Source organism: Pseudomonas sp. 3A(2025) (assembly GCF_054589175.1).
Genome location: NZ_BAAILM010000113.1, coordinates 196,819 through 214,301, shown reverse-complemented (window position 1 = coordinate 214,301; position 17,483 = coordinate 196,819). Strand labels below are relative to the sequence as shown.

Annotated in this window: 14 protein-coding genes; 4 read left to right on the top strand and 10 right to left on the bottom strand. The window is 59.6% G+C overall.

Annotated elements, in window-relative coordinates:
- Nucleotides 1-5: 5 nt before the first annotated feature.
- The 4 genes from ACYP2A_RS27585 to ACYP2A_RS27570 all read right to left on the bottom strand — a co-directional run bounded on the left by ACYP2A_RS27585 (nucleotide 6) and on the right by ACYP2A_RS27570 (nucleotide 4,504).
- A complete protein-coding gene (locus ACYP2A_RS27585) occupies nucleotides 6-689 on the bottom strand; it encodes a peroxiredoxin-like family protein (RefSeq protein WP_459749094.1) in 684 nt (227 codons plus the stop codon).
- A complete protein-coding gene (locus ACYP2A_RS27580) occupies nucleotides 686-2,029 on the bottom strand; it encodes an LLM class flavin-dependent oxidoreductase (protein WP_459749093.1) in 1,344 nt (447 codons plus the stop codon). Before ACYP2A_RS27580 ends, ACYP2A_RS27585 begins: the two co-directional genes overlap by 4 nt.
- A gap of 283 nt (nucleotides 2,030-2,312) precedes the next feature.
- Entirely contained in the window at nucleotides 2,313-3,896 is a 1,584-nt protein-coding gene (locus tag ACYP2A_RS27575) for a rhodanese homology domain-containing protein (RefSeq protein WP_459749092.1), read from the bottom strand.
- Nucleotides 3,893-4,504: a cysteine dioxygenase family protein gene (locus tag ACYP2A_RS27570; protein ID WP_459749091.1), complete on the bottom strand. Its 612-nt coding sequence runs from the start codon at nucleotides 4,502-4,504 to the stop codon at nucleotides 3,893-3,895. The genes ACYP2A_RS27575 and ACYP2A_RS27570 overlap by 4 nt, the downstream gene beginning before the upstream one ends.
- A gap of 261 nt (nucleotides 4,505-4,765) precedes the next feature.
- Here ACYP2A_RS27570 and ACYP2A_RS27565 point away from each other — a divergent pair, with 261 nt between their 5' ends.
- Nucleotides 4,766-5,671: a LysR family transcriptional regulator gene (locus ACYP2A_RS27565; protein WP_459749090.1), complete on the top strand. Its 906-nt coding sequence runs from the start codon at nucleotides 4,766-4,768 to the stop codon at nucleotides 5,669-5,671.
- Between the two features lie 25 nt (nucleotides 5,672-5,696).
- Here the strand turns inward: ACYP2A_RS27565 and ACYP2A_RS27560 are convergent, their stop codons facing one another.
- Nucleotides 5,697-6,785: an LLM class flavin-dependent oxidoreductase gene (locus tag ACYP2A_RS27560; RefSeq protein ID WP_459749089.1), complete on the bottom strand. Its 1,089-nt coding sequence runs from the start codon at nucleotides 6,783-6,785 to the stop codon at nucleotides 5,697-5,699.
- Between the two features lie 257 nt (nucleotides 6,786-7,042).
- On the opposite strand from ACYP2A_RS27560, the gene ACYP2A_RS27555 reads away from it, so the two are divergent.
- Nucleotides 7,043-7,903 carry an ABC transporter permease gene (locus ACYP2A_RS27555; protein WP_459749088.1) on the top strand — a complete coding sequence of 287 codons (861 nt, stop codon included), beginning with the start codon at nucleotides 7,043-7,045 and terminating at the stop codon, nucleotides 7,901-7,903.
- Nucleotides 7,904-7,905: 2 nt separating this feature from the next.
- Nucleotides 7,906-8,739: an ABC transporter ATP-binding protein gene (locus tag ACYP2A_RS27550; protein WP_459749087.1), complete on the top strand. Its 834-nt coding sequence runs from the start codon at nucleotides 7,906-7,908 to the stop codon at nucleotides 8,737-8,739.
- A gap of 59 nt (nucleotides 8,740-8,798) precedes the next feature.
- On the opposite strand, the gene ACYP2A_RS27545 is transcribed toward ACYP2A_RS27550, so the two are convergent.
- From ACYP2A_RS27545 to ACYP2A_RS27530, 4 genes are read right to left on the bottom strand one after another with little or no spacing between them, the layout of a single operon-like run.
- On the bottom strand, nucleotides 8,799-9,578 hold the full coding sequence (locus tag ACYP2A_RS27545; protein ID WP_459749086.1) for a permease: 780 nt from the start codon (nucleotides 9,576-9,578) through the stop codon (nucleotides 8,799-8,801).
- A gap of 5 nt (nucleotides 9,579-9,583) precedes the next feature.
- Entirely contained in the window at nucleotides 9,584-12,985 is a 3,402-nt protein-coding gene (locus tag ACYP2A_RS27540; protein WP_459749085.1) for a toxin VasX, read from the bottom strand.
- Nucleotides 12,978-13,856, bottom strand: a complete 879-nt coding sequence (locus ACYP2A_RS27535) for a DUF4123 domain-containing protein (protein ID WP_459749084.1) — start codon at nucleotides 13,854-13,856, stop codon at nucleotides 12,978-12,980. Before ACYP2A_RS27535 ends, ACYP2A_RS27540 begins: the two co-directional genes overlap by 8 nt.
- Nucleotides 13,853-15,883 carry a type VI secretion system Vgr family protein gene (locus ACYP2A_RS27530; RefSeq protein ID WP_459749083.1) on the bottom strand — a complete coding sequence of 677 codons (2,031 nt, stop codon included), beginning with the start codon at nucleotides 15,881-15,883 and terminating at the stop codon, nucleotides 13,853-13,855. The genes ACYP2A_RS27535 and ACYP2A_RS27530 overlap by 4 nt, the downstream gene beginning before the upstream one ends.
- Nucleotides 15,884-16,206: 323 nt before the next feature.
- Between ACYP2A_RS27530 and ACYP2A_RS27525 the strand changes: the two genes are divergently transcribed.
- Entirely contained in the window at nucleotides 16,207-16,497 is a 291-nt protein-coding gene (locus ACYP2A_RS27525) for an Rdx family protein (RefSeq protein WP_459749082.1), read from the top strand.
- Here ACYP2A_RS27525 and ACYP2A_RS27520 read toward each other — a convergent pair.
- On the bottom strand, nucleotides 16,491-17,363 hold the full coding sequence (locus ACYP2A_RS27520) for a DMT family transporter (RefSeq protein WP_459749081.1): 873 nt from the start codon (nucleotides 17,361-17,363) through the stop codon (nucleotides 16,491-16,493). The genes ACYP2A_RS27525 and ACYP2A_RS27520 overlap by 7 nt on opposite strands.
- Between the last annotated feature and the right edge of the window lie 120 nt (nucleotides 17,364-17,483).

Sequence of the window (17,483 nt, the reverse complement as noted above, 5' to 3'; positions counted from 1 at the left end):
GCGCCTCAAACGGCCGCTGCGGTCTTGCGGGTCGCCAGGGCCAGCTCGACTGCCTGCAGAATGGGTTCGGCTTCGGTGCGTACCAGCCAGTCGGGGCTGACCTGGGCAAACACCACACGCGCATCGGCATCGAGCACCACCACGGTCGGTTGCGGCAGCTCCCAGGTGCCGGTGCCGGTCACTTCGCCGATCGATTTACCCTTGCTCAGCGCCGCCTGGCGCGACGCGTCATCGAAGCTGTAGAGGATTCCCAGGCGGCGGCCCAGTTCGTTGTCCTTGTCGCTGGCGACCTGCAATTGCAACGTGTGCTTTTGCTTGATCTCGATCAGCCGCTCCGGCACCTGCGGGCTGACGGCGACCAGCGGCACGCCCAGCGCCTTGAGTGCCGGTACCAGCTGACGGTCGTAATGCGGGATGGCGATATTGCACGCTGGGCACCCGGCAAAGCGGAAGAACACCAGCACCGCCGCGCCGCTTTCCAGCAACTGTTCGCGGCTCAGAGTGCCGCCTTCGACCTTGAGCAGTTCGAACGGCTCGATGTGGTCGCCGGCCTTGACGAAGCGCTCGGTGTCGGCGCTGTCGACCAGGTGCTGGCGCTGGTTGATATTGACCTGCAGCACCTCAGGTGCCCAGTTGGCGACACGCTCGGCGTGCAGATCGGCCAGTTGCTGGTTCAAAGACTGGCTCATGCCACGGCCTCCTCTTGAGTGTGTTCGGCGCGTGCATGGCGGTTGACTGGCACTTCCAGGCCAAAGTGCTCGCGCAGGGTCTGGCTTTGGTACTCGGTGCGGAACAGGCCGCGCTGCTGCAGGATCGGTACGACCAACTCGGCGAAATATTTCAGGCCGTCAGGCAGCACCGAGTTGATGATGAAACCGTCGGCAGCGCCTTGTTCGAACCAGGTTTGTACGGTGTCGGCCACTTGCTCCGGGGTGCCGACAAAGTCGCGGCGTGGGCGCGAGAAATACAGCGCCACCTCACGCAGGGTCAGGTTTTCGTCCTTGGCCAGTTGCTTGATGCGGTCAGAGCCGCCTTTCTGGCTGTTGGAACCCAGATCGCCCAGTTCCGGGAACGGTTCGTCGAGCGGGTACTGAGTGAAGTCGTGGTCGTTGAAAGGACGACCCAGCGCGACGATGGCGTCCTCGATGCTGACCAGGTCCACCACCTGCTGGAAGCGTGATTCGACCTCGGCTTCATCACGCCCGACAATCGGGCGGATGCCCGGCAGGATCGACAATTGCTGCGGATCGCGGCCAAAACCGGCAGCGCGTTGCTTGAGGTCTTTGGCGTAGGCAATGCCGTCTTCCAGCGACTCGACATGGACGAAAATCGCATCGGAGTATTCAGCGGCAAAGTTACGCCCGTCGTTGCTGGTACCGGCCTGGAACAACACCGGCTGGCCCTGGCGGGAGCGGGCGATGTTCAGCGGGCCTTTGACCTTGAAGAATTCACCCTGGTGATTGAGTGCGTGCAGCTTGTTCGGCGCGAAGAACTCGCCGGTCTGTTTGTTGCGGGTAAAGGCGTCGTCTTCCCACGAGTCCCACAGGCCTTTGACCACGCTCACGTGCTCTTTGGCAATGCGGTAGCGCGTGGCGTGCGGCGGGTGCTCGCTCTTGCCGAAGTTATCGGCAGTGCCGCTGAGCCACGAGGTGACGATGTTCCAGCCGGCACGGCCGCCGCTGATGTGGTCCAGCGAAGCGAACTGACGGGCCACCTGAAAGGGTTCGGTGTAGCTCACGGTCACGGTGGCCACCAGGCCGATGTGCTCGGTGGTCGCGGCCAGCGCCGACAGAATGGTCAGCGGCTCGAAGCGGTTGAGGTAGTGCGGGCTGGATTTTTCATGAATGTGCAGGCTGTCGGCAATGAACACGAAATCGAATTTGGCGTCTTCGGCCAGTCGTGCCTGCTGCTTGTAGAAGCCGAAATTGACACTGGCATCGGGCTGGGCATCGGCATGCCGCCATTCGCCCCAGCCATGACCGACGCCGTGAATCATGGCACCGAGTTTCAAATGACGTTGCTTGCTCATGAGACTGCTCCTGAAAATTGTCGAGTGATTGCACGCATCTGGCGCTGCTGTCGTCGAGTCGAGCAGGTCATGGCAAGACCGTGCAGCAGGCGATTGGAGGACGTCCGCCAGGCTGGGGGTCGGTCTTGAATTGAAGTTATGCCTATAAGAACGGGGAGGGAAGGAACGTTTGGCTATAAGCTAATTATGTATTTGTTTGATTATATTTTTGATTAATATAATTTTTTGTAATTTAAAGGCTGGGCAATATGCGATTGCCCAGCCGATAAATATGGCAATCGGATCAGATCACATAGAAGCCGTGGGTGCCGTCACGGCCCAACTGCGCGACCAGGCCGTATTCCCAATCCAGGTACGCCTGCATCGCTTCACGCGGTGCGTCGGTGCCTTCGTACGGGCGGCGGTAGCGGTCGATGCGTGGCGAGGCCAGGCGGGTTTCGCCGTGCTCCAGCGCCAGGCCGGCCTTGATCCAGCTGGCGGTGCCGCCATTGAGCAGAAACACCGGCTTGCCGGTCAGTTCCTCAACCTTGGCCACCGCCAGGCGCGCCAGACGGCTGCTGCCGCAGGTCAGCACATAGCGTTCGGCCGCCGGCACCTTGGCCACGGCGTTGTCCAGGTCGGCACGCAAGGTCCACCAGGCGCCGGGAATGTGCTGCTTGACGTAATTGGCGCTGGCGGTGAAATCCAGCACCGCGACGTTGTCCTGGGCCTGCCATTCGGCCAGGGTCTCGGGGCTGATTTCTTCGACCTGCGGCGGGTTGGGGTAGGGCGCGTCCCAATCACCGGTCTCGCTGAACTGCGCCGCTTGCACGCCGTCGAGCACATAGACTTCCCAGCCCAACTGGGCCAGCCACGAAGCCGACATGTTGGCACGCACGCCATCGTCATCGGCCAGCACGATGCGCGCACCGCGTACGCTGGCGAAATGGTCGGTTTCCTGCACCAACTGGCCGCCCGGCGTGGAGCGTGCGCCCGGCAAATGGCCTTTGGCGAATTCCTCCGGGGTGCGCACATCGAACAGGTACGTGGTGCGTGCGGCATCGGCCTGCCAGGTGTGCAGCTCGCTCAGGCTGGCGCGTTTGACGCGGGCCTTGTCAGCGACGCGACGAGCATCGGCGCTGGCAGTTTCGCGGGTGTCTTCACTGACTTCGGCAAAGCGCCGCGCCTGGCCGTGGTCCAGGGTCTGGCCGGCCAGCAGCCAGCCGATGGTGCCGTTGCGCAGCGCGCTGATCGGGTTGGGCAGGCCTGCGTTGACCAGCGACTGGGTGCCGATGATGCTGCGCGTGCGGCCGGCGCAGTTGACGACGATGCGTGTGGCCGGGTCAGGCGCCAGTTCACGGGCACGCAGCACCAGTTCAGCGCCCGGCACGCTGATGCCGGTCGGGATGCTCATGGTCTGGTATTCGTCGAAGCGGCGTGCGTCGAGCACCACCACATCGGCCTTGGCATCCAGCAAGGCCTTGACCTCTTCAGCGGCCAGCGATGGCGTTTGGCGATGGTGTTCGACCAGTTCGCCAAACGCCTTGCTCGGCACATTGACGTCGATAAACAGCTCGCCACCGGCATCGCCCCAGCCTTTGAGGCCGCCTTCGAGCAGCTTCACATCGACATAGCCCAGCGCTTGAAAACGCTCTACGGCCAGTTGTGCCAGGCCTTCGCCGTTGTCATAAACCGTAACCTGCGTGTCTTTGCGCGGGATGCGCGCCAGCACTTCAAGTTCCAGTTTGGACAGCGGGATGTTCACGGCAAACAAAGGGTGCGATTCGGCGAAAGGGGCCTCTTCGCGCACGTCGACCAGGGCCAGTTCTTGCCGTTCCAGCAAGGCCTGGCGAATGTCGGTATAGGAACGGGTTGCATGTGTAGTCATCGTGCTTGGCTCACTTCTTTGGACAGGTCCCAGATGTTGGGCAGGAAGGCATTGGAATAGCCGGATATGAACGGTTTCTCGGTGCCGTCAGGCAGATACACCGCACGGCGGACGGCACCGATGTTGGCGCCGTACACATGAATGCTGATCGAGACTTTGTCGTCGAAGGCGTTGTTGACCTGATGCACATCGTTGCTGCGCGGCGACAGCGCCTCGACCTGGCCCGGGTCCAGACGAATGGCCGGGCCTTCACGCTCCAGGCGGCCGCCTGCGGTGCGCACATAGCCTTGCGAATATTCGGCGCCGCGCAACATGCCGATCAGGCCCCAGACGCGGTGGTCGTGGATCGGCGTACTCTGGCCTGGACCCCAGACAAAGCTGACCACCGAAAAACGCTGCCGCGAATCGGCATGCAGCAGAAATTGCTGATAACGGGTCGGGTCCGGCACCGCGAACTCCTCAGGCAACCAGTCATCGAAACTGACCAGTTGCGAGAGCAGTTTGCCGCCGCGATGCAGCAGGTCGCTTTCATGCGGATTGCTGTCGATCAGTTCGGCCAGTGCGCCAATGAAGGCCCTGAGTCTTTCGGGGTGTGTGGTGTGTGACATGTGCATTCCAGGCTGTGTTGAGGCATGGATGGATATAAACATAATAGGGTCATCTAATATGCTATTTTTTTATGATTAGCATATAACGAAACGCTCTTTTGAAGCTTGAAAGTACGTGCTGTACTGCATATGAGGGTGTTTTGCCGTTGGCGAAGATGCGCGAAAAGGGGGCGACTTGCTCAAGCGGCGGACTATCCAGAAACGGCGAATCGCACTATGATTTTTGCCTATGTTCCTTTTATGCCTTTATGTGCGGTTCGAATGAAAATTGATGATATCGATGCCTTCGTTGCTGTGATCCGCTGCCAATCGATCAGCCATGCCGCTGAGTCGCTGGATCTCACCCAGCCCGCCATCACCCGGCGCGTGCAGAATTTCGAGCAGGCGCTGGGGGTCGAGCTGTTCGATCGCAACACCAAACCGCTCAAGCCCACGCCGATGGGCAATCAGGTTTACCAGAAATGCCTGGCGATCCTGCGCGAGATGGACTCGCTGCGCGAGCTGGTCGCCAGCGACACACCGCCCAGCGGCCAGTTGCGTTTAGGTGTGCCGCAGACCATTGGCGACGTGGTGCTGCTCGATGCGCTCAAGCAACTGCGCGGCGCCTTTCCCGACCTGCGCGCCCAGGTGGTGACTGGCTGGGGCAGCAACCTGATCGGCAAGATCGAAAATGGCGAGCTGGATGCCGCCGCAGCGCTGTTTCCGGCCGGCAAGATCTTCCCGGACAACATCCTTGGCGAGTCGATCGGCAAAGTCGAGCTGGTTGTGGTCTGCGCCCGCGACGCCCTGCCGAAAAAGGCCGGCAAGCTGTCTGACTGTTATCAGCAGGGCTGGGTGCTCAACCCGGACGGTTGTGGCTTCCGCGCCGGTTTGCAGCGCACGCTGTCGGATCAGGGGCTGGGACTCAAGGTCAATCTGGAAACCTTCGGCACCGAGCTGCAACTGGGGCTGGTGGCCGACGGCATGGGCCTGGGCCTGGTGCCACGGCCGCTGCTGGAACGCAGCGCCTACCGTGAGCAACTGGCGATCATGACCTTGAAGGATTTCAAGCCGGTGATGGACTTGTGGCTGGTGTACCCGCGCTTTCTGGGCAACCTGCAAGGCCCGGTCGAAGCCTTCGGCAACCTGGTGGCGCAGTCGTTGAAACAGGTGTCGGCGGCCGCATAACGCGGCGTGTCGACACCCTCGGGTGTCAAGCCACCTTTTCCTGCGCTTCGCGCTCGCGCCGGGCAACCAGTTCGCGGGTCAGCGGGATCAGTTTGCGGCCGTAGTCGATGGCATCCTCCAGCGGGTCGAAGCCGCGAATCAGGAAGGTGGTGATTCCCAGGTCGTAATAGTCCAGTAACGCTTCGGCCACCTGTTCTGCGGTGCCGACCAGCGAGGTGGAGTTGCCCTGGGCGCCCAGCAAGCCGGCAATCCCGGTCCACAAGCGTTTGTCCAGACGCGCCCCTTGTGCCGCCGCTGCCAGCAGGCGGCGCGAGCCTTCGTTCGGCGGGTCCTTGCGCACGAAACCATTGCTTTCGGCCAGCGCCGTGGCGCGTTCGAGAATGCTGTCGGCGCGTGCCCAGGCCAGTTCTTCGGTCTCGGCCAGAATCGGACGCAGCGACAAACTGAAACGAATGGTGCGGCCATGTTTGGCCGCTTCTGCGCGCACCTGCTTGACCACCTCGCGCACTTGCTCGTAGGTCTCGCCCCACAAGGCATAGACATCGGCATGCTTGCCGGCCACCGCAATCGCGGCCGCTGACGAGCCGCCGAAGTACAGCGGAATGTGCGGTTGCTGCGGCGACTTGACCTGCGAGTGCGCACCCTCGACGTGGTAGTACTCGCCCTTGTGATCGAACGGCGCTTCAGCAGTCCATTCCTGACGCAGCACGCTCAAGTATTCGTCGCTGCGTGCATAACGTTCGTCCTTGCCGATATGGCTGCCGTCGGCGCGCAGTTCCTGATCGTTGCCGCCGGTAATGATGTGTACGGCAGTACGCCCGCCATTGAACGCATCCAGTGTCGCAAACTGCCGTGCTGCCACGGTCGGTGCGATAAAGCCCGGGCGGTGAGCGACCAGAAACTTCAGGCGTGTGGTCAGGCTGGAGGCGTGGGCGGCCACGAAAGCGCTGTCCGGGCTGTTGGAGTGATAGGCCACCAGCGCGCGGTCGAAGCCTGCGTCTTCATGGGCCTTGGCCACCTTGGCGACGTACTCGTGCTGGATGGTGGGTCCTGTGCGCGGATGAATCTCCGAACCGGGTTGTGTGCCGATGTAACCGATGAATTCGATGCTCATGAAATCTCCTGCGCAGCTTCATTGAGGGAGCGGTACCTGTTGGCGGGCACCTTAAGGTGCGCAGGCGGTGGCTGTGAAATTCCAATTGGGTCTAAGTTAATTATAAAAAATACGCATTATAAAAAATGATAATAATCAGGATTTTTTAACTATTAGGTTATTTCCAAATAGAATTTCACGCCTGTTTTTTATGCGCTTAGCATTGGCCTTCCTGTGCTCGGGTGGTTTTGTCCGGGTTGCTCACCAAGGATGTGCCTATGTCTGAAAAGACCCTCGACCCCGCCGACGCCGGCTTTCTGACCATCAGCAAGCCAGACCCGGCCAAGGCCGGAACGCGCCAGAACCGCCGTCAATGGCAAGTACCGGCGTTCGCGTTGCGTCTGCTCAGTCCGCTGGCCTTGCTGGTGCTCTGGGAACTGGCCTCGCAGACCGGCCTGTTGCCAAGCCGCGTCATCGCCGCGCCCTCACAGATCGGCGGCACCCTGTGGGAAATGATTACCTCCGGCGAACTGGCCGGGCACCTCTGGGTGTCCCTGCAACGGGCCTTGCTGGGCCTGAGCATCGGCGTCGCCATCGGTGTGGCCGCCGCGCTGTTCACCGGCCTGTCCAGGCGCGGCGAAGTGATTCTCGACTCGCCGATGCAGATGCTGCGCACCATTCCTTCGCTGGCGCTGGTGCCGCTGTTCATCCTCTGGTTCGGCATCGGCGAATTCACCAAGGTCGCGCTGATCGTCACCGGCACCACCTTTCCGGTGTACCTCAACCTGTTCTCTGGCATCCGCAACATCGACCCGAAACTGATCGAAGCCGCCAACACCCTGGGCCTGAGCCGCCGCGAGCTGATCTGGCACGTGATCCTGCCGGGCGCCTTGCCATCGTTCTTCGTCGGCTTGCGTTACGCGCTGGGCATCTCGTGGCTGGCCCTGGTGTTCGTCGAACAGATCAACACCACCGCCGGCATCGGCTACCTGGCCAGCGATGCGCGCGACTTCATGCGCACCGATGTGATTGTCATCTGCCTGTTGATCTACAGCGTCCTGGGCCTGTTGATCGACGGCATCATCCGCACGCTGGAGCGCCATGCGCTGGCCTGGCGACCCACCTTCGTGAGGAACTGAGCATGAGTGCTATCGATGTGCTGGACCCTGTGACCACCCGTTCTGCCGCCAACCCGGTCGTACCCGCTGCGGTGCAACTGCGCAATGTGGTGCGCCAGTTCGGCGAACAACGGGTGATCGACAACCTGCAACTGGACATCGGCGCCGGCGAATTCGTCGCCTTGCTCGGCGCCAGCGGCTCGGGCAAGACCACCTTGCTGCGCAGCCTGGCCGGGCTGGACAGCATCGAAGGCGGCGAACTACGCGTGCCCAAGGCGCGCGCGGCGGTGTTTCAGGAGCCGCGCCTGATGCCCTGGAAGCGCGCCTGGAAAAACGTCGTGCTCGGCCTGCGCAGCGACGACGCCAAGGTCCGCGCGGAAGCGGCGCTGACCGAAGTCGGCCTGTCGCACCGCATCAACGCCTTCCCCGCGACCCTGTCCGGCGGCGAAGCGCAACGTGTGGCCCTGGCCCGCGCCCTGGTGCGCGAACCAAAACTGCTGCTGCTCGACGAACCCTTCGCCGCGCTGGACGCCCTGACCCGCATCCGCATGCACCAGTTGATCATCGACCTGTGGCGCAAACACACCCCGGCCGTGCTGCTGGTCACCCACGATGTCGACGAAGCCATCCTGCTGGCTGACCGGGTTATCGTCCTCGCTCATGGCAAGATCGCTGATGAAATCCACGTTGATTTGCCTCGTCAGCGGGACAGTAGCCAGGCGGGTTTTCAGGCGATTCGTACGCGGTTGCTGGGGTTGTTGGGGGTCAAGGTTGGAGAGCATGAAGCGGTTGCGACTGTCGCAGCGGCTCAGGATCCGACGTTGAATGCTCTGCGGCGGGTGGCTAACGCGCGTTGAGGTGAGGAGAGGGGAAGACCCACGTTATCGGCTGAGGCGGGTGGCGTGGGTTTTTTGCTTTACCACTCCCAGACTTTTTCGGTGAATTCTGCATGCGGCGCGACGGCGGTGTGCAGGAAGGCGAGATATTGTTCGAAGAGCTCTTTGTTGGGGAAGCGGGCTTTGAAGCCGGTCGTGGTGTCTGTGGTGTGCACCACGATGATCAGATATTTGCGGTCGACGGTGACGAAATGGTGTTTGATCCAGGGCAGGCTTTTTTCGTGTTGTGCCGCAGGAGGCTCCCATTTCAGCAGCCTCGTGGCCGGGATAACGATGAATATGATCGTTCCCAAAAGAAAGAGCAGTGAGCCTGTGAAAATGGCAAGCAGGATGAACATGAAAATCAGCATGATAACTATTCCGATAAAGATATCACCTGCATATTTTGAGGTGTGAAGCTGGTATTCGACTTCACCTTGGTCGGCATGGATATGGTAGTGGAAGTTAGATTTTTGTAGTGCGACCCTCAGAAGAAATAATGTGGTTGCTGTTGATACGCCTCCGGCAATGAGAACAAAGTCATAGTTTTCACTGAGGCTGTCCCATAGAATAAAAGTCACATAACTTGACATCAGTATGGGGATGCAGGCAAAGGCAAGTGGTAGTTTTATTATGGCTGGTCGCGGAAGGTTGATGCGTTTGACGGACCATGTCATTAAGGCTGGAGCGGTGCTGGTTGTTGGGGAGGTGTTCTCGTGAAGGATTTTCTGATTGTCTTTGGTCATAAGTTTTTTCAATAGGGCTTGTGAGCGCTGACGAATATGTAATTCGTCAGCTGTATTTAAAGTTGGCGAAGTCATCGCTACTACTGCATCAGAAATATTTGCGATGCTGCTTCGCGGCTTTTATTCTTGACTTGTAATTCTGTGTTGCCGAGCGCATCAATCGTACTGACGCCCTTGGCACTCAGTTCGATCTGATAGAGATAGCCTGTGTCATGAGTTGATGGGTGCAGGATATCGACGGGGTACCAGATCTGGAATTCGAGAAAAGTAGCCTCCTTGTCGAGTGGGACCCAGGCCTTCCAGATAATGTCCTCTTCTTCAGGTATGCCAAGCGCTAAGGCCGGATAAAAACCGTAGGGCTGGCGCTGGTTGTTAATATTGCCCCAATCCCTGATAGAAGCATAAGTGCCTTCTTCCAGGAAAGTATCCTTGATTGACGATTCAATTTTCCTGACAGGCATTACGCCTAATGGGCGCTTGCTGCTGATAATATCGAAAAATATTCCACGGCCTCGTAATACATGGGGAAAGCGAATCTGAACCCAGGCACCATTTTGGTTGTCAATCGGGACGTGATTTTTGCCGGTGAATATCCATTCTTGTTCTGTGGTGCTTTTTACCATTATTTGTGGGCTGAGCTGGATTTCCAGTAAGGTTTTTAGCTCTTGGGCATGCCCGTCTGGCGTGTCGGGATAGCGAGAGTCTGAGGGATAGGACCAACAGCATTTTTTAAGCCAAGAGCCGATATTGTCTTGCTTTAAGTAGTTTAATAGGGTGCTGGCGAGTAAATAAATAAGCCCTCCGGTCAATGTGATAATAGCAAACCAGCCACCCAGCACTATTGTCGCTGCACTCATTGCTAATGAGCCTGTTATTATCGCTGAAATTCCCTGCCCTAAGGCAGCGGCACCCATGAAAAATATACCGATGGCCTTGAGTCTTAGTATGTTTTTTTCAGTTGGATTTTTGGCATTTTCTAAGACTTCATTCAGCTCCGAGAACTCCAGTGCTGCCGCCGCCACCCCCCAGGCTCCCGCAGCCAATAAACGTGACCTGAAGCTACGAACTGCACTTGCCCATGTCGAATTCCCCTGGGCTTTCCAATACCTTGAAGAGCGCTCCAGTATTCCGATTTGATAGTTTCCGGATTGCATGGGTTGCGCATTTTTGACAATTGCCCACGGTGCTTCGACATACAAGGCCATCAACAGGTTAAAGCTATACCCCAGGTTGTATCCGACCTTTACAAGGTCCTTCTTGCTGAGGTCTCCATCCCGGCTGACCTCTTCCAGCGTCAGCGCTGTATTGATGAAGTTAAGTATGATCACGCCCCAACTGATGCTGGCACCATGAATGCCCAGGCGCTGGCTCCAGTTTCTGACATGTTGCTGCCAGTGCTTGACGACGTTTTTGCCGGACTGGAAGAATTTTTCAATCTCCTGCTGAAACAATTTGGCGTACTGATTGTTCTGAAAGTCCACCAGCATGGGCAGTTTCAGGTCGTGGGCTTTGAGTCGGTCTGTGCAGGCTTGCACTTCGGCGGTCAATCCACGGCGCACCCAGGGTTCGGAGGGGTAGAACCACCTCATCTGCACACGATCAAGATGCTGGAGCAAAACCCGGCGTTGTCGTTGCCATTCCTTGAGCTTGCTGGCGATAGCCGTGTCTACAACCAATCGTTCCGGGGAGTTGCTCAGGATCTGGCCGATCAGCAGGGTGCGCAGTAATGCAACCACGTTCAGTTGCTTGCCTTGTGCCAAGCGGCTGTCCACGGGCAACCAGGCAATCAGCATGCGTTGTGCTGTCTCTTTACCTATATCGCTGGCCAGCGTACGTAAGGCCTTGAAGGTATCTTGCACCGGTTGCTTGAGAGCTTTCATCCACGGTGCATTGGCAAAGTCCTTGTGGTTGAGCAGAGCATTGAGTTCGCCCGCGCGGGTGGCCAGGTTGGTGAAATCGCTCACACCATTGATCAGTTTGTCGGCTTCGTTGTGCAGTGCTTCTTTCAAGGCCGGCGAGAAACCGTAGCGCATTGTGCCGAACAGGGTGGTAGCCCGGTTTTCCTGTTCCATAAGCCAGTCGGTGGTGCGCATGTCCTGGGCCCAGATGGTAAGCAGGTTCTCCATGATCATTTTCAGGTAGTCGAGCGTTCTGATGTTCCCGGTATCAATGAACAGCTCCAGAGGGTCGATGCCGATGCGTTCAGCCCACGTTTCAAAATCTGCCTGAGTATCGCGAACCTTTTGCAGCAAGCGCTGCTGAGGCAAGTGCTGTTGCTGCATATGAATACGTGCGGCTTGCAGATCAACTTCGCGTCGCCATTTACTGCGCTCCAGCCACGATTGCACATCGGCTTGATCGGGGGCATGGCCATAACGATCTTTCAGCGCCTGAAGCTTCGCATCGCTCTCGGTCCGTGACATGAAAAAGATTTCAGGCGCGACTGTCGTGTTTTCTGTGTGAAGACGTTCTTCCAGTTCGTACTGCTCCAGATACTCTTCGGCTTCGATCAAATACTGCTGGGTCATGACCGGGCTGTTTCGAACCGACCCTGGTAGCTTGTCTTTCTCTGGCTTGCTGGCTGTACCACACAGATTGCTGACCAATGAGGCGATCTCAAGTTTGTGCTCATGTTCCGCCTGCCAACTCTGATAAGCCGCTTGATCCCCCGCCAGTTGCATGCCCAGATCCTTGAGAATGGCCAGCGAGTCGTCCAGCGCGATTAAAAGCGCGCTGTCCTTGTCCGGTACGCTGCCCAGCCAGTGCACATCGGCGCCCAGTGGCACCCATTCAGGTTTTTTGTCAGGTTTTTCTGGATCAAGTTGTGGCTGGGTGCTGGGCAGCGCGGTATCGGCAAATCGTTGGTCTTCGTTGATGCACCCCGCATCCACATCCGCCACCGCCCTGGCAATCTCACTCAGCGGCAAGGTCCCCGGCTCATTCATGGTGATGCAGTAACTCGCCAGATCCACACGCTTCATCCACATCGCGCGGCTGTCTTCGTGGGAGCGCAGGTGTTCGCAGATTCGCCAGGTCCACTGCATCGGTGCGTAGGCGATATGCAGGCTGTGATTACGTGGATAAAGCAGGTAGGGCAGTGCCTCACCTGCGCCAGTGCGTTCGTCCTGACCGAGATGAGCCTCAGTCCAGACGATGCGCTGCAGACCCGCATCGGTCGCCGAGAAGGCATATTCGTGCAGGGTGCCGGCGGTTTCGTCGAACACGTAGACATAGCCGTCGTACAGTTGGCGCAGGGTGTAAGTGCGGCTTTTCAGTTCAGGCAGGGCGGGCCATTTGCCCGCTTTGGACAGTGGTGTAAGGGCGTGCGGATTGGGGTCGTAGCGCGAGCGGTCCAGCGCATAGCGCATCGGCACGATGGCAATGTCCGGGCCTTTGAACGGGCACAGGCTGGTGCCGGTGGCCGGGGTTTTGTCGAATGCCGTGGCGCAGCGTTGTCGGGCAGTGCCCTGTTTTTTATTCATCGGTGGGCTCCGCGGTTTCGCGCTGTTCTTGATAAATGTCGAATGCGTCGAGACGCAGCTCTGGTGCCAGAGCTTGCTGCTCAGGATGTTTGGCCTGCCATTGCTGCCAGACACTGCCTGGTGCGTTGACGAAGTCCAGACCGAGCGCATGGCTGTGCCTGACCCACGTCGCCAAGGCAAACTCGCTGATCAGCCCCCAGTCGCGACCACTGCGCAGGCTGTGGTCGAGCCAGTTATCGATCTGCTCGGAGCGCTCAGTGGCGAAAGCGCCCGGTGTCTCGCGGGTGATCCAGTCGTACAGGCGTCGTTTGAACAGAAAGTCATAAGCCTGCTCGAAGGCTTCAAGCTGCGCCGGGCCTTGCAAGGCAAAACTCGATTCCCATGCCTGCTCGGTACGGTCGCGGGCAAAGGTGGCAATCCCGTCCGCTACTGAAGCTGACTCGCGGTGCCAGGGTTGTCGGGGTATGGCGACCCGCAATTGCTCGATGGGTCCAAGGGTGCGGTCAAGGTGGGCCTGTTCCTGGCTGCTCAGCCAGGCGTGCAGCACCAGAGGATCGGCGAAACGCAGCAGGCTGGCGTTGCCCAGATAATCGGGCGGGCAGAGAAAGCGACGCAGGTGCGCGGCAAGTGTCGGCATGGCTGCCTGGCTGTAGAGCAGCGATGAGCAGGCGTGCCAGTGGCCTTTATGCAGCCATTCATTTTCAAGCCGCTCGCTGGCCTGAACCAGAATCGGCCCCTTGTCCTTAAGGGGACTCCAGCGGGTGCCGAGGTAAAGCGGGTCGATTTCCAGGGTTTCGCCCCGACCATAGAGCTGCCTGAGGGCTTCGGGCAGTAACAGGCCGTCGATCAGCACAAACGCTTGAGCAGTCATTGGCCAGCCGCCTTGGCTTTTTCGCATTCTTCGCAACGGCCGGTACGCTTGATCGCCACGTTTTGTGCTGGCACCAGCAGGTCGCCGGCTTTGTCGCTGTCGGCCGGCTGCACCATGCCGGGCAACAATGGAGCGGCAGGCATGCCGTTGCCTGCACTGCCGCCGCTGTTGAGCTTGATGTCCGGGCCGCTGAGGGTCACGCCGCTGGCATCGAGGGTGATGAAGCTGCCACCGGCCTTGAGCGTGATGTGCTGGCCGGCATCGAGAATCAGTTTTTGCCCGGCCTTGAGGTGGATTTCGTTACTGGCTTCGACCCGTTGCGCGACCCCCAGGCGAATGTGCTGGGTCTGGCCGACGGTCAGGTGGTCGTCGGTCTTGATCTGGGTGCGTCGGTCAAGGTCGGTGGTGCAGTGTTGCTCGGCGAGAAAGTGGCTGTAGCTGTTGGCCTTGACCTCGTCGTGGCGCTCATGACCGACGCGAATCTTCTGGTTGCGCTCGATTTCCTGGTCCCAGTCGCGCTGGGCATGGACAAATATCTGCTCCTCGCCGGCACGGTCTTCGATGCGCAGTTCGTTGTAGCCCTTGCCGCCCGGGCTGCTCAGGCTTTTGAACACGCTGCGGGTCTTGTTTTCGGGCAGCGGGTAGGGCGGCGGGTGGTCGCTGTGGAACAGGCAACCGCTGATCAGTGGCTGATCGGGATCGCCTTCCAGAAAGGTCACCAGCACTTCCATGCCGACGCGCGGCAGGCTCACGGCGCCATAGCGATTGCCGGCCCAGCCGCTGGCGACCCGCACCCAGCAACTGGAGCGCTCGTTGTTCTGGCCTTCGCGGTCCCAGTGGAACTGCACCTTGACCCGGCCATGGCGGTCGCAATGAATCTCTTGCCCGGCGGGGCCGGTGACCTTGGCGGTCTGGCTGCCAAGGATGCGTGGTTTGGGATGGTTCAGCGGCGGGCGGTAATAGGTGTCCCAGGGCGTGGCCTGAAAGCGGTTGCGATAGCCCTGAGTGAAGTCGCCGTCGGTGGTTTGTGCGAGCGCGGCGGATTCTTCCAGCACTTGCGGCTGGCGGCCTTCATGATGGACCTCGGTCAGCAGCCACAACTGGTTCCAGTCCTGGCGGGTGTGTTCGGTCAGCGGCAAAAAATGACCGCTGACCAGACGTGGCTGGTCGCTGTGCCCTTCGGCCAGCCGATAGTCGTGGCGATGGCGCTCCAGTGCGCGTTGCGCCAGCACCTGGCCACGGTCGCGATGGATAAAGCGCCCTGGATAGTCGTAGTCCTCAAGATCCAGCACGGCCTTGCTGCCGGCACTGCTGATCATGTCGACCCGAGGCATTTCAAAGTGGTAGTCGCGTCGAGTGGTGCGGTTGCTGCGGGTTTCGAGGCGTACATTGAAGCGGCTGACCACCGGCGCATCGGCGACCATCGAGACATCCGGGTGATAGGCCAGCGCCGGCAAGGAGCGGAAGTACGCCTGATCGTCACCGAACATCAGCACATGACCGGCGCGGCTATGTTCAAAGTGATAGTGCAGGCCTTCTTCTTCGCACAGACGCTGGATGAAGTGCAGATCCGACTCATCGTACTGCACGCAGTATTCGCGTTCCGGGCACGGTGCCTTGACCTGGAAGCGCCAGGCATCTTCTTCGAGCATGCCGTGCTCTTTGAGCAATTGGCCGATGATCTGCTGTGCGCTGCGTTTCTGGAAAATGCGCTGGTTGGTGCGGTAGGCAAGGTTGGCCAGCCGGGGACGCAGGCTGAGCTGGTAATAGCTCAGCCGCTGGCCGCGATCGCCCTGGGCAATGCGCTCGACCTGGCCATGAATACCGCTGCCATCCGGGCTCAGTTGCAAAAAGGCCGGCTGGTGCAGCAGGGCTTCGAGGTCCAGGCCATGGCGTTCGCTGACCAGTTGCAGGTCGAAACGAAACGGCTGGTTGAGGGCTTCGTAGCCCTTGAAGGCCAGCACCTGGAATTCATGCTGGCCGGGCAGACTCAGGGTAAAGGATGGCTGAGTGAATCGAGTGGACATGCCGGGTCTCCCGGTAATGGCTGACACACAAGCCATACCAAGATCTGTGCCACGTAAATATTTCCCTTTTTAATCAATGTCTTGTGTTTTTTATCGATTTGAATTGAGCGTTTTTTGCGCAAAATGCCCATTAAATTGCGCAACTCCTTGCGCAGGGTATGCAGGTGTTTGCGCGCTTGAACGAAGGCCTTGGCCCGGTTGATCTACAGGCGTCAGTCCACAGGGTTATCCACCGTTGGCTGCGCAAATTCATGCGCAGCCAGGCGTATGATGATGCGTTTTAACGGCCCTGTTTCTCAATAACCTGCTTCGAGCGTGATTTCATGAACACTCCTAAAGCCCACATCGTTATCACTTACTGCACCCAATGTCAGTGGTTGTTGCGCGCCGCCTGGCTGGCCCAGGAATTATTGAGCACCTTCGCCGACGATCTGGGCCGGGTGAGCCTGGAACCGGGCACGGGCGGGATTTTTCGCATCACCTGCGATGACGTACAAATCTGGGAACGCAAGGCCGATGGCGGCTTTCCGGAGGCCAAGGTGCTCAAGCAACGGGTCCGCGATTGCATCGACCCGCAGCGTGATCTGGGCCATAACGACCGGCCGGCTCAGTGAGCCGGGCCCGCCTTGTCATGAGGTTTAAGCCCCGACAGTAAAATGGCAGCGATGATCAGCGCGCCGCCGGCCAGCATGCGTGGGCTCGGGGCTTCGGCGAAGATCAGCCAGGCCAGGGCAATGCCGTAGACCGGCTCCATGGCGAACACTACCGCGGCGATGCGCGCCTTGACCACTGCCAGGCTGGCGACGAACAGGCTGTGCGCCAGTCCGGTACAGATCACCCCAAGCAGCGCCAGCCACAACCAGTCGATGGTCCGCAGGCTGTCCAACTGCGGCGCGGCGAATGGCAACAGGCACAGCATCACCACCAGGTTCTGGCACAGCGCCGCCTGTACCGGTGGCACATGCGCGGCGCTGGCTCGGTTGGCCAGCGACAGCAGGGCGAAGGTCAGACCGGAGAACACGCCCCACAGCAAGCCGCCCGTGGCGTCACTGGCCAGGTCGAAACCCGGCGTGACCAGCACCAGCCCGGCGCTGACCATCGCGACCAGCAGTATTTCCCGGCGCTGGATCTTCTCTTTGAACAGCAGGCCTTCAAGCACCACGGTAAAGGCCGGAAACGTCGCAAAGCCCAGCGTGGCGATGGCCACGCCAGCGGTTTTGATCGCGATGAAAAACGCCACCCAATGCACGCACAGCAACACGCCGGACAGCGTCATCTGCAGCCCGTTTCGGCGCTGCATGGGCTGCCAGCCGTGACGCCCAAACAGCTTGATGAACGCCGCCAGTGCCAGCACCGCAAAGGCGGCGCGGGCGAACACGATGACGCTGGGCGTGGTGGCGGCCAGCTTGCCGAGCACGCCGGCCAGGCCGACCAGAATGGCGCCCAGATGCAGGGCGCCCAGAGCAGTGCGTGGAGTCATCATGGTCCTTGCATGGGTGACGGGCGAAAGCCCGCCAGTCTACACGGGCAGGGCACTGGCCGGTTGTCATGTGAATGCCATGACGATGTCATATTCGGGTCACCGCTGCCGGGCACTCTG